Origin of the sequence: Kitasatospora sp. YST-16 (genome assembly GCF_026802215.1) — a bacterium.
GTDB classification, from domain to species: Bacteria; Actinomycetota; Actinomycetes; order Streptomycetales; family Streptomycetaceae; genus Kitasatospora; species Kitasatospora cineracea.
On sequence record NZ_CP113837.1, the window covers coordinates 4,744,471 to 4,757,718 of the forward strand.

The 13,248-nt window shown below is 74.1% G+C and carries 6 protein-coding genes; 1 reads left to right on the forward strand and 5 read right to left on the reverse strand.

Annotated elements, in window-relative coordinates; genetic code table 11:
* Nucleotides 1–69 precede the first annotated feature (69 nt).
* Nucleotides 70–1,788, reverse strand: coding sequence for a maltose alpha-D-glucosyltransferase (gene treS / locus OU787_RS21795; RefSeq protein ID WP_030460880.1), 1,719 nt, complete (start codon nt 1,786–1,788; stop codon nt 70–72).
* Nucleotides 1,785–3,740, reverse strand: coding sequence for an alpha-1,4-glucan--maltose-1-phosphate maltosyltransferase (locus OU787_RS21800; protein WP_030460879.1), 1,956 nt, complete (start codon nt 3,738–3,740; stop codon nt 1,785–1,787). Before OU787_RS21800 ends, treS begins: the two co-directional genes overlap by 4 nt.
* Nucleotides 3,741–4,797: 1,057 nt before the next feature.
* Here OU787_RS21800 and glgP point away from each other — a divergent pair.
* Nucleotides 4,798–7,482, forward strand: a complete 2,685-nt coding sequence (gene glgP, locus OU787_RS21805; RefSeq protein WP_030460878.1) for an alpha-glucan family phosphorylase — start codon at nt 4,798–4,800, stop codon at nt 7,480–7,482.
* 55 nt (nt 7,483–7,537) lie between these two features.
* Here the strand turns inward: glgP and OU787_RS21810 are convergent, their stop codons facing one another.
* The 3 genes from OU787_RS21810 to OU787_RS21820 form a co-directional block, all read right to left on the reverse strand.
* Nucleotides 7,538–9,283 carry an ABC transporter ATP-binding protein gene (locus tag OU787_RS21810; RefSeq protein ID WP_030460877.1) on the reverse strand — a complete coding sequence of 582 codons (1,746 nt, stop codon included), beginning with the start codon at nt 9,281–9,283 and terminating at the stop codon, nt 7,538–7,540.
* Complete coding sequence (locus tag OU787_RS21815) at nt 9,280–11,043, reverse strand: ABC transporter transmembrane domain-containing protein (RefSeq protein ID WP_051817068.1); 1,764 nt, start codon at nt 11,041–11,043, stop codon at nt 9,280–9,282. The genes OU787_RS21810 and OU787_RS21815 overlap by 4 nt, the downstream gene beginning before the upstream one ends.
* 157 nt (nt 11,044–11,200) lie before the next feature.
* The gene (locus OU787_RS21820; protein WP_268660318.1) at nt 11,201–13,162 is read right to left on the reverse strand and encodes a discoidin domain-containing protein; all 1,962 of its coding nucleotides are present in this window, start codon (nt 13,160–13,162) and stop codon (nt 11,201–11,203) included.
* Nucleotides 13,163–13,248: the final 86 nt, after the last annotated feature.

Sequence of the window (13,248 nt, forward strand, 5' to 3'; positions counted from 1 at the left end):
CGGAGGGAGACGTCCCGTTCGGGGCCTGAGGGATCGTTACTTCGTGGACGTGCTGAGGCGGTCCGGCCGCTACCGGGACCCGGACGGCTTCGTCCGGGACTGGCGCAACTGGAACCAGTAGAACCCGTGGCCGGCCAGCGTCAGCAGGTACGGCCATTCGCCGATGGTGGGGAAGCGCACGCCGCCGATCAGCTCGACCGGGTACCGCCCCCCGAACTGCCGCAGGTCGAGTTCGGTCGGCTGCGCGAACCGCGAGAAGTTGTTCACGCACATGACCAGGTCGCCCTCGTACTCGCGCACGAAGGCCAGCACCGCGGGGTTGCTGGAGGGCAGCTCGGTGTAGCTGCCGAGGCCGAACGCGGGATTGAGCTTTCGGATCTCGATCATGCGACGCGTCCAGTGCAGCAGCGAACTCGAACTGCTCTGCTGCGCCTCGACGTTGGTCACCTGAAAGCCGTACACCGGATCCATGATGGGCGGCAGACTGAGCCTGCCCGGGTCGGCGGACGAGAAACCCGCGTTGCGGTCCGGCGTCCACTGCATCGGGGTGCGCACGCCGTCCCGGTCGCCGAGCCAGATGTTGTCGCCCATGCCGATCTCGTCGCCGTAGTACAGCACCGGCGAGCCGGGCAGCGAGAGCAGCAGCGCGGTGAACAGCTCGACCTGGTTGCGGTCGTTCTCCAGCAGCGGGGAGAGCCGGCGGCGGATGCCCACGTTGGCCCGCATCCGCGGGTCCTTCGCGTACTCCGCGTACATGTAGTCGCGCTCCTCGTCGGTGACCATCTCCAGGGTCAGCTCGTCGTGGTTGCGCAGGAAGATGCCCCACTGGCAGCCCGAGGGGATCTCCGGGGTCTTCGCCAGGATCTCGGAGACCGGGTAGCGGGACTCCCGGCGGACCGCCATGAAGATCCGCGGCATCACCGGGAAGTGGAACGCCATGTGGCACTCGTCGCCGCCGGAGCCGAAGTCGCCGAAGTAGTCGACCACGTCCTCCGGCCACTGGTTGGCCTCGGCCAGCAGCACGGTGTCCGGGTAGTTGGCGTCGATCTCCTTGCGGACCCGCCGCAGGAAGTCGTGGGTCTCCGGAAGGTTCTCGCAGTTGGTGCCCTCGCGGGCGTACAGGTACGGCACCGCGTCGAGGCGGAAGCCGTCGATGCCGAGGTCCAGCCAGAACTTCAGCGCGGCCATCACCTCCTCCTGCACCTGCGGGTTGTCGTAGTTCAGGTCCGGCTGGTGGCTGAAGAAGCGGTGCCAGTAGTACTGCTTGCGGACCGGGTCGAACGTCCAGTTCGAGGACTCGGTGTCGACGAAGATGATCCGGGCGTCCGGGTACTGCTTGTCGTCGTCGGCCCACATGTAGAAGTCGCCGTACGGGCCGTCCGGGTCGTTGCGGGACGCCTGGAACCACGCGTGCTGGTCGCTGGTGTGGTTGACCACGAAGTCGATGATCACCCGCATGCCGCGGGCGTGCGCCGCGTCGACGAACTCCACGAAGTCGGCCAGGTTGCCGAACTCGGGGAGCACCGACTGGTAGTCCGAGACGTCGTAACCGCCGTCCCGCAGCGGGGAGTTCATGAACGGGGGCAGCCAGAGGCAGTCCACCCCCAGCCACTGGAGGTAGTCGAGCCGCGAGGTGAGCCCCTTGAGGTCGCCCACGCCGTCGCCGTTGCTGTCCTGGAACGAGCGCACCAGCACTTCGTAGAAGACCGCGCGTTTGAACCACTCGGGGTCGCGGTCCCGGGCGGGGGTGTCGGCGAAGGTGTCGGGGACGGGCTCGTTGACTGTCACTGCGGGTTCCTCCGAACCGTGAGGAGGTGGGCCGGCCCGGAAGAGGGATCGAGCCGGACGTAGTTGTGACGGCCCCAGGCGTAGGTGGCGCCGGTCAGCTCGTCGTGCACCGTCAGCGGCCCCGGCGCGTCGAGCGTCACCGTGGCCTCCTGGACGTGGTGCGGGTCCAGGTTGACCACGCAGATCACCCGGTCCTCCAGGCCGTCCTCGGTGACGGCGGTCTTGGAGAACGCGATGATCCGCTCGTTGTCCACGGGGTGGAAGCGCAGGTCCCGCAGCTGCTGGAGCGCGGGGTGGCGGCGGCGCAGCCGGTTCAGGGCGGTCAGCAGCGGCGCGAGCGAGTCCTGCCGGGACCAGTCGCGCGGGCGCAGCTCGTACTTCTCCGAGTGCAGGTACTCCTCCGAGCCGGGCGCCGCGGCCTCGCCCTCGAACAGCTCGAAGCCCGCGTACACCCCGAAGGTCGGCGACAGCGCGGCCGCCAGCACGGCGCGCACCGCGAACGCGGCCGGGCCGCCGTGCTGCAGGTACTCGGGCAGGATGTCCGGGGTGTTGGCGAAGAAGTTCGGCCGCATGTACGCGGCGGCCTCGCCGGTCAGCTCGGTGAGGTACTCGGTGAGTTCGGCCTTGGTGTTGCGCCAGGTGAAGTAGGTGTAGGACTGGTGGAAGCCGATCTTGCCCAGGGTGTGCATCATCGCCGGGCGGGTGAACGCCTCGGCCAGGAACAGCACGTCGGGGTCGGTGCGGGCGATGTCCGCGAGGACCTTCTCCCAGAAGTTGACCGGCTTGGTGTGCGGGTTGTCGACCCGGAAGATCCGCACCCCGTGGCCCATCCAGAACCGCAGGATCCGCACCGTCTCGCGGACGATCCCGTCGAAGTCCTGGTCGAAGTTGACCGGGTAGATGTCCTGGTACTTCTTCGGCGGGTTCTCCGCGTACGCGATGGTGCCGTCCGCGCGGTGGCTGAACCACTCCGGGTGCTTGTGCACCCACGGGTGGTCCGGCGAGCACTGCAGCGCGAAGTCCAGCGCCACCTCCAGGCCCAGCGCGCCCGCCTCGGCCACGAAGTGGTCGAAGTCCTCGATGGTGCCCAGGTCCGGGTGGACGGCGTCGTGCCCGCCCTCGGGGGAGCCGATCGCCCACGGCGAGCCGACGTCCCGCGGACCGGCCGTCAGCGCGTTGTCCGGGCCCTTGCGGTGGGCCCGGCCGATCGGGTGGACCGGCGGCAGGTAGACCACGTCGAAGCCCATCGCGGCCACCGCGGGCAGCCGCTCGGCGGCGGTGCGGAAGGTGCCCGACACCGGCGGCTCGACGCCCGACGGGTCGACCACCGCGCCCTCCGAGCGCGGGAAGAACTCGTACCAGGAGCCGAACAGCGCCCGCTTGCGGTCCACCTGCAGCGGCTGCGAACGGGTGGCCGAAACCAGCTCCCGCAGCGGGTGGCGGGCCAGCAGCGCCGTCACCTCCGGGTCCAGCGCCGCCGCGTAGCGGCTCAGCGGCGGCAGGCCGGTGTCGCGCAGCGCGTCCACCGCCGCCAGCACCTGGGCCCGGCCGTCCTTCTTCGGCACCCCGGCGGCCGCCCGCTCCAGCAGCTGCGCGCCCTCCTCCAGCACCAGCGCGGTGTCGATCCCGGCCGGGAGCTTCACCGCCGCGTGCTTGCGCCAGGTCGCCACCGGGTCGGACCACGCCTCCACCAGGTACGACCAGCGGCCCGGGGCGGTCGGCGTGACGTACGCGCCCCAGCGGTCGCTGCCCTCGGACAGCTCGCGCATCGGCGTCCACGGGCCGGAGCGCCCGCGCGGGTCGCGCAGTACCACGTTGGCGCCGACCGCGTCGTGGCCCTCGCGGAACACCGTGGCCGAGACCAGGAAGCGCTCCCCCTCCACGGCCTTGGCCGGCCGCCGGCCGGCGTCGACCAGGGGGGACACGTCAAGCACGGGGATGCGGCCGATCACGGTGTCGCTCTCTGTCGTCTTGCGGGCGGGACGGGCGGCGGCGCGCTTGGCGGCCGGACGCGCGGGGGGTTCGGTGCCGGTCTCGGCGGTGGGTCCGGTGGAACCGGTGGTCTTCCGGGTGGTCCTCTTCCGGGCGGGCCCGGCCGACGGGCCGTCAGCGGCCGTCGCGGCGACGGCTTCCGCGACGGCTTCCGCGGCAGCCGGTCCGGCGGCCGCGGTGCCGGTGGACCGGACGGTGGTGGTCCGTTTCGCCGCGGCCTTGCGGGGGGTGCCCGCGGCCCGCTTCACGGCCGGTTCGGCGGCCTTCCGGCGGGCCGCGCCGATGCGCGGGGCCGGTACCGGGGGCTCCCCGGCCGACGGAGTGTCGGGTGTGTGGTCCGTCGGCACCGTGGACTGGTCCCGCGTGTCGCCGTGCATGCCAATGCTCCTGCCCGAGATCGGCGGCAGCTCCCGCGGCGGAGGCGCCGGGGGAGTGCCGGGAGGACTACTGGGTGAGGAAGGACGTGCGGTCGGAGCCTGTCCGTACGGACGGACCCGGCAACTCCGCCCACCGGCCGCGGCCACCCGGCGGCGCGCCGAGCCGGACGCACGTGTCCCGGCGCGCGTCGCTCGATGCACGCCCCCTGCGTGACCCAACCCATCGGAAAAACGACCCGGCAGGGAACAAGGACACGCGAAGTAGCGGCGACTGGGGCCGAATGGGCTAAGGAGTGTGAGGGTTCGTCGAACAGGACATGCAGCGGCCGAGGCAGCAGGGGCGACCACCCGATCGCGCACCAGCGGCACTCACGACCTTGTTGCATCCTCGCACCACCGGCAAGGGCTGTGCGCGGGTTGGCGCGCTCTTTAAGCCGCTATGTCGCAGTGCGGAAGCCACCCGCAACACCTCCGTTCCCAGAAGTTCACACCTGACGGCGCGTCTTTTCCCAGCGTGCGCCCCCCGCGCGCCGGGATTTGCCACCACGCGCCCGGAACGATCTCAACGCTGCTCCGAACGGGTGTGCCGCCCGCCAGTTGACGCCCCGTCAGGCGCACGACCGGGGCTACGCTCCATGCCGTGAAGGCAATCCGCAGGTTCACCGTCCGCACTGTCCTGCCCGAACAACTGCAGCCACTGCACGAGCTCGCGCTGAACCTCCGCTGGTCCTGGCACCCCGAGACGAGGGAGCTGTTCCGCTCCGTCGACCCGGACGTCTGGGCCGCCGTCGGAGAGGACCCGGTCCGACTGCTCGGCGAAGTCCCCGCCGCCAGACTCGCCGCGCTGGCCGGCGACCGGCGCTTCCTGCGCCGCCTCGGCGACCTGTCCGACGAACTGCGCGACTACCTCACCGCCCCGCGCTGGTACCAGGGCGCGAGCGACCCCGCAGGTCCGGACGGCGAGCTGCCCGCCGCCGTCGCCTACTTCTCCCCCGAGTACGGCATCGCCGCGGCCCTGCCGCAGTACTCCGGCGGCCTCGGCATCCTGGCCGGCGACCACCTCAAGGCGGCCTCCGACCTCGGCGTGCCGCTCGTCGGCGTCGGCCTGTTCTACCGGCACGGCTACTTCCGGCAGTCCCTCGACCGGGACGGCTGGCAGCAGGAGCGCTACCCGCTGCTCGACCCCGACGCGCTCGCCGTCACCCTGCTCCGCGAGCCCGACGGCACCCCCTGCCGGATCGACCTCGCCCTGCCCGGCGGCCGCACCCTGGCCGCCCAGGTCTGGCGGGCCCAGGTCGGCCGGGTCCCGCTGCTGCTGCTCGACTCCGACGTCGAGGCCAACAGCCCCGCCGAACGCGACGTCACCGACCGGCTCTACGGCGGCGGCAGTGAGCACCGGCTGCTGCAGGAAATACTGCTGGGCATCGGCGGCGTCCGCGCCGTCCGCACCTACTGCCGGCTCACCGGCCACCCCGAACCCGAGGTCTTCCACACCAACGAGGGCCACGCCGGCTTCCTCGGCCTGGAACGGATCGCCGAACTCACCGCCGCCCACCCCGGGCTCGGCTTCGCCGACGCGCTGGAGGCCGTCCGGGCCGGCACCGTGTTCACCACCCACACCCCGGTGCCCGCCGGCATCGACCGCTTCGACCGCGAGCTGGTCGCCCGGCACTTCGGCGGCGACGCCGCGCTGCCCGGCGTCCCGGTCGACCGGGTGCTCGCGCTCGGCGCGGAGAGCTGGAGCGGCGGCGACCCCAAGCTGTTCAACATGGCCGCGATGGGCCTGCGGCTGGCCCAGCGCGCCAACGGCGTCTCCACCCTGCACGGCGCCGTCAGCCGGGAGATGTTCCGCGGCCTGTGGCCCGGCTTCGACGCGCCCGAGGTCCCGATCACCTCGATCACCAACGGCGTGCACGCCCCCACCTGGATCGACCCCGCCGTCGTCCGGCTCGGCGCCACCGAGATCGGCCAGGAGCGCGCCGAGCACGCGATGGCCGTCGGCACCGCCGAGCAGTGGACCGGCCTGGAGCGGATCGGCAACGCCGAGGTCTGGGAGCTGCGCCGCTCGCTGCGCGCCCAGCTGGTCGACGAGGCCCGCCGCCGGCTGCGCGCCTCCTGGCGCCAACGCGGCGCCGGGGAGGCCGAGTTGGGCTGGACGAACAGCGTCCTCGACCCCGACGTGCTGACCATCGGCTTCGCCCGCCGGGTCCCCTCGTACAAGCGGCTCACCCTGATGCTGCGCGACCCGGCCCGGCTGCGGGCGCTGCTGCTCGACCCCGAGCGGCCGGTGCAGATCGTCATCGCGGGCAAGGCGCACCCGGCCGACGACGGCGGCAAGCGGCTGATCCAGCAACTGGTCGCGTTCGCCGACGACCCCGCGGTGCGGCACCGGATCGTCTTCCTGCCCGACTACGACATGGCGATGGCCAAGACGCTGTACCCCGGCTGCGACGTCTGGCTGAACAACCCGCTGCGCCCGCTGGAGGCCTGCGGCACCTCCGGGATGAAGGCCGCGCTGAACGGCTGCCTCAACCTGTCCATCCTCGACGGGTGGTGGGACGAGTGGTACGACGGCCAGAACGGCTGGGCCATCCCCACCGCCGACGGCGGCACCGGGGAGGGCGTGGTCGACCCGGAGAGCAAGGAGGCCGAGCGGCGCGACGACATCGAGGCCGCCGCGCTCTACGACCTGATCGAGCACCAGGTCGCCGCCCGGTTCTACGACCGCGGCGCGGACGCCCTCCCGCACCGGTGGATCTCCATGGTCCGGCACACCCTGGTCACCCTCGGCCCGAAGGTGCTGGCCGGGCGGATGGTCCGCGAGTACGTCGAGCGGCTGTACGCGCCGGCCGCCGCGGCCCGGCGGCGGCTCGCGGGCGACGCGGGCGACTACGCCGCCGCGAAGGCGCTGGCGGGCTGGAAGGCCGGCGTCCGGGAGGCGTGGCCCGCGGTGCGGGTCGAGCACGTCGAGGCGGACGGGGCGGGCGAGGCGCAGGAGCTCGGCGCGACGCTGGCCCTGCGGGTCCAGGTCAACCTCGGCCGGCTGCGGCCCGAGGACGTCGAGGTGCAGGTGGTCTCCGGGCGGGTCGACGAGAGCGACCGGATCTCCGAGGCCGGCACGCTCGCCCTCAAGCCCGCGGGCGGCGGCACCGACCTGGACGGCCGGATCCGCTACGAGGGCCACCTCGAACTCTCCCGCACCGGCCCGTTCGGCTACACCGTCCGGATCCTGCCCACCCACCCCCGGCTCGCCTCGGTCGCCGAGCTCGGCCTGCTGGCCGTCCCGGTGGAGGCCGGCGGGATGGACGCGGGGGTGCTCAGGTAGCCGTCCGGCGCACGAGCGGGGACGCCGGGGGCCGCACGCCCCCGGCGTCCCGCCGTCATGGCGTGCGCCAGGTGTGCCAGAGGTCGGCGTACGGGCCCCGTTCGGCGAGCAGGTCCTCGTGCGGGCCCAGCGCGGTGAGCCGGCCCCCGGCCAGGACGGCCACCCGGTCGGCGTCGTGCGCGGTGTGCAGCCGGTGCGCGATGGCGATCACGGTGCGGCCGGCCAGCGCGGCGGCCAGCGCCCGCTCGGTGTGGCGGGCGGTGGCCGGGTCGAGCAGGGCGGTGGCCTCGTCCAGGACCAGGGTGTGCGGGTCGGCGAGGATGACCCGGGCCAGGGCGAGCTGCTGGGCCCGGGCGCCGTCGAGCCGGGTCGCGGCGGGGCCGAGCTCGGTGTCCAGGCCGTCGGGCAGGTCGTGCTGCCAGCCGACCGCGTCCAGCGCGGCGGTGAGCGCCGCGTCCCCGGCCCCGGGGGCGGCGATCCGCAGGTTGTCGCGCACGGTGCCGAGGAAGACGTGGTGCTCCTGGGTGACCAGCACGACCTGGCGGCGCAGCCGCTCCGGCGCGAGGTCGGCGAGCGGGACGCCGCCGACGGTGACGCGGCCGGCCCGGGGGCGCTCGATGCCGGCCAGCAGGCGGCCGAGGGTGGTCTTGCCGGAGCCGGAGGGGCCGACCACGGCCAGCCGCTCGCCCGGGGTCAGGTCGAGGTCCAGGCCGTGCAGGACGTCCGGCCCGTCCGGGTAGGCGTAGTGGACGCCGCTGACCCGGATCCGGTCGTCGGCGGGTTCCTGCGCGGGGGCCGGGCCACCGCCCTGCGCGGGGACGGACGCGGGCGCCGGGGCCAGGCCCTCGACCCGGGCGTACGCGGCGGTGCTGTTCTGCAGGCCCTCCAGCAGGATGACCACGGTGTCCAGCGGGTCCACGATGCGCTGCAGGTACAGCGCGGTGGCGACGGCGGCGCCCGGGGTGACGGCGCCGTGGGCGACCAGCACGGCGCCCAGCGGGAGGACCAGCGCGGCCGGGACGGCGTACGAGACGTTGACGGCGGCGAAGAACCGCAGCCGCAGGTACAGGGTGCGCATCCGGGCCCGGTGCGCCTCGGCGACGGCCGCCCGCCCGGCGGCCAGGCGCACCGGGCCCAGGCCGAGGGCGTCCACGGTGCGGGCGCCGTGCGCGGTCGCGGAGAGGGTCTCGGCCAGGCCCGCGGTCGCCGCCCGGTCGGCGAGGTAGGCCGGGCGGGAGCGGCGCAGGTACCAGCGGGAGGCGAGCGCGATGCCGACGACGCCGAGCAGGCCGCAGCCGCCCAGCAGCGGGCTGACGACGAGGATCGCGCCGAGGATGAACAGGATCTGCGCGCAGGCCACCAGCAGTTCGGGCGCGGCGTCCCGCAGGGTCTCGCCGACGGCGGTGGAGTCGGCGGTGCCGCGGGAGGTGAGGTCGCCGGTGCCCGCGCGCTCGGCGGTGCCCGCGGGCAGGGCGAGGACCCGGTCGAGCAGCTGCTCGCGGACCTTGGCGGCGCAGCGCTCGCCGAACCGGTGTCCCAGGTAGCGGGCCTGGCGGCTCAGCAGGATCTGGGCCAGGGCGCAGCCGAGCAGCAGCAGGCCGATCCGGTCGACGTCGCCGGTGGTGGCCCCGGCCCGGACCCGGTCGATGATCCGGCCCAGCAGCCAGGGCCCGGCCAGGCCGAGCAGGGCGGCCGCGGCGTTGAGGGCCAGCACGGCGGCGAAGGCCCGGCCGTCGGAGCGGACCAGGGCGGCGGCGGCCCGCCGGACCTGGCGGGGGGAGGCGATCGGCAGGGTGCTCAACTGGCTTCCTCGGCGGGGGTTTCGGGGCGGGCGGCGGGGCCGGCGGTGGGCTCGGGACGGGCGCCGGTGTCGCGGCTGACCAGGGCGCGGTAGCCGGACTGGGTGCGGAGCAGCTCGCGGTGGGTGCTGGTGGCGGCGACCTTGCCGTCGACCAGGTAGTGCACGGCGTCGGCGCGGTCGAGCAGCAGCGGGGAGGTGGAGGTGAGCAGGGTGGTCCGGCCGGTGCGGGCGGTGCGCAGCCCGGCGGCCATCGCGGCCTCGGTGTGGGCGTCCACCGCGGAGGTCGGCTCGACGGCCAGCAGCACCTCCGGGTCGGCGGTCAACGCCCGTGCCAGGCGCAGGCGTTGGCGCTGGCCGCCGGAGAGGTTGCGGCCGTCGGCGGCCAGCGGGGCGTCCAGGCCGCCGGGCAGCGCGTCGTGCACGTCGCGGGCGGCGGCCGCGTCGATCGCGGCCAGCAGGACGGCGTCACCGGCCCCGGTGCGGCCCCGGACGGTCTCGCGCAGGGTGCCCGCGAACAGGGCGGCCTCGTTCTCGGCCAGGGCGATCCGGTCGCGGACGGCGGTCAGCGGCAGGTCGGTGAGCGGGGTGCCGCCCCACTCGGCGGCGGTGCCGGGGGTGAGCCGGGCGAGCCGTTCGGCGACGGCGGCGCTCTCGGCCGGGCGGGCGCAGGCGAGCACGTTCAGGGTGCCGGGGGCCAGCCGGACGCCGGACTCGGGGTCGGCCAACTCGGCCTGCCCGGAAGGCGGTTCGGTGGTGCCGAGGTCCGGTTCCGGGGCGAGGGTGAGGAAGGCCACCACCCGGCGGGCGCTCACCAGGGCGCGGCCGATCTCCTGGGTGTTCTCCAGCAGGAAGTAGACCGGGACGATCAGCACCGCGGTGTACCCGAAGACCGCGGCGAGCTGGCCGGGGGTCAGCTCGCCGGCGACGGCGAGCCGGGCGCCGAGCCAGGTCACGGCGGCCAGCAGCAGCACGGGCAGGCCGGTGCCGAGGGCCTGGATCCAGCTGGTGACGGCGCCGACCCGGTAGCCCGCGGCGCGCAGCCGCCGGGAGTCCTCCCGGTAGCGGGCCGCGTACGCGTCCTTGCCGCCGAGGCCGTTGAGCACCCGCAGCCCGCCCGCCAGGTCCTCGAAGCGGGCGGTCAGGCGGGCCTGGTGGTCGCGGTAGGCGTCCTCGACGTGCTGCTGGCGGGAGAGCAGCGGGCGCAGCGCCAGGACGAGCAGCGGCAGGCCGAGCAGGACGATCAGGGCCGGCAGCGGGGAGAGCGCGAACAGCAGCACGGCGATCGTCAGGTAGCAGACCGCCGCGCCGACGCCCGGCCCGACGAAGGTCAGCGCCAGGGACATCCGGACCACGTCGGAGATGCCGATGGTGACCACCTCGCCCGCGGTCACCTGCCGGGGCAGTGCCGCGCCCAGGCGGGTGCTGTGCCGCAGCACCACGGCGACGGTGCGGAAGGTGGCGTCGTTGCGGATCAGCGTCATCACGCGGTGGCGGTGCCAGGCGAGCGCGGCGCTGAGCAGGCCGAAGGCGAGCATCGCGGCGGCCCAGCCGAGGGCCGGGCCGGTCCGCCCGGTGCGCAGGCCGTCGTCCACCGCGCGGGAGAGCAGGTAGGGCTGGACGGTCAGGCCGAGCATCCAGGCGGTGCCGTAGCAGGTGCCGGCCAGCGAGCGGCGCAGCTGGCTGGTGGCCAGCCACACCAGGAAGCGCAACGGACTGCGGACGTCGGGTTCGCCGGGGTCGCCGGCCGTCGGATCGTTCACGGAGGGGGAGGCTAGCGGCCCGGTGCGGGGGCGGGCGATCGAATTCGCCGCCGGTGGGACCGTTCCGGCCGCGCCGGGGGCTCCGCGGAACCGCCCGCCCCCCATTGGCGTCATGGTGACGCCAATGGGGGGCGGGGCGGCGCCGCGTCGAGCCGGACTACGCGGCGTAGACCTGGAGTTCGGCGACCTGGCCGGCCGGCCAGCCGGTGTTCGCGGTGAACACCAGGCGCAGGTGGCGGGTGCTCGTCCCGGAGGGGAGGGTGAGCGTCGCGGTGTTGCCGCTCGCCGGGTCGAAGAGGTAGCCGGTGGGCGGCAGCAGGCGGGTGAAGGCGGTTCCGTCGGCGCTGCCCTGGAGTTCCACGGTCTGGGTGCGGGCGGTCCAGGCGGCGGCGGGCGGGACGGAGAGGACGACCCGGCGCACCGGCAGGGCCGAGCCCAGGTCGGTCTGCAGCCACTGCGGGAAGGCGTTGTTGGCGCTCTCCCAGTAGCTGTTCGGGTCGCCGTCCACCGCGTTGCCCGCGGCATAGCCCTGGGTGTGGCTGCTCTCCGCGGCGGGCCGGTGCAGCGCCAGGTTGCCGGTGGGGACGGTGGCGGCGGAGGTGGTCGCGCTGACCTGGCCGGAGGGGGCGGAGACGTTGCCCGCCGCGTCCAGGGCCCGGACGGTGAAGTTGTACGCGGTCGAGGGGGACAGGCCGGTGACGGTGAGCGAGGTCGCGGCGGTGGTGGCCGCGACCGCGTCGCCGAGCAGGACCCGGTAGCCGGTGACGCCCACGTCGTCGGTGGCGGCGTTCCAGGCCAGCGAGACCGTGCTGTCGCTCTGCCCGGTCACCCGCAGGCCGCCCGGCGCGCTCGGGGCGGTGGTGTCCGGGGCGGTCGGGAGCGGCGGGGTCGGGCGGGCCGCCGTCACCGGCAGCTGCCCCTTGAGCATCCGGCCGCCGTCGCCGGTCAGCCGCAGGTAGTAGTCCGAGGAGCAGGCCGTGCCGTCCTCGTCCAGCGCCAGGAACCCGGACCCGGCCGGGACCCAGGCCTGGGACTCGGCGGTCTTGGCGATCTGGTTGCCCTCGTTGTACTCGTCGAACATCGAGACGTAGGCGGACGCCACCCCGGCCCGGGCCATGTTGTAGAACTGCCGCCACATGAAGTCGCCGTGCGCCCGCTGCCGGTCGCCCACCCCGCCGGGCAGCACGCACGGCTGGTAGTCGATGCCGTGCGCGGTGCACTCCGCCAGGTCCGGGACGGTCGCCACGGTGTAGAAGTTGTCGGCGTCCGCCGCGCTGCCGATCCGGCCGACCAGCCACGGCGAGAGCATGTCGAAGGCGTGGTAGACGTCCGAGAAGCCGGCCCGGGAGTCCCGGTCGCCGGTGCGCCACCAGGTCGGCACCCCGCCGATCACGTAGCAGCCCTGCGCCTTGAACCAGTTGAGCACGTCCAGGCACTGGTCCGGGGTGAACGGGCGCTGGTTGTCGTTGAAGCCGAAGCCCCAGATGCACACCACCGGCCTGCCGTTCTGCCGGGCGTACGCGGACGAGGCGGTGTGGGCGCGCATCTTGCCCGTCCAGTCGGCCTTGATGTCGGACTGCATGGTCGTCCAGTCCGAGACGTCGTACATGACGTAGAACTTGACGCCCTGCGACTCCGCCGCGCTGCGCACCTTGGCCGCCATCGCGTCCCGGGTCGGGCCCTCGCCGCCGGTCGGGTTGAAGCGCTGCAGGGCGGCGGTGTCGATGCCGTACTGCTTCATCCAGCGGAAGTGCACGTCGACCGTGGACTGGTCGTAGGACGAGAACAGGGAAGCCTGCTGACCGTTGTTCAGGTTCGGGAAGGCGGTGGCGTACGCCTTCGGGTAGTCGCGGACGTCCGGCCAGGCGACGATCGAGCTGTTCGACGGGGAGGGGGCGGCGCCCCAGTTCCGGGCCCAGTGCCACCAGCCGTTGATCGGCGCGCCGTCGCCCGGGCAGGCGAACCAGCCCTGGTAGCCGACCGTCACCTTGCCGACCACGTCGCCCGGCGCGCTCGCGGCGTGCGCCGTGCCCGCGCCGGGGCCGAGGCCCAGGCCCGTCGCCCCGAGCGCGCCGGCCGCCGTCGCCGCCTGCAGGAACGTCCGTCGGGATACCACCATGCCGTTGCCTCCGCCCGGTTGACCGACACCTTGTCAGGTCCTCGACCCAACGGACCGGGAGCGTAACGGCGTTGACACCGGGCGGC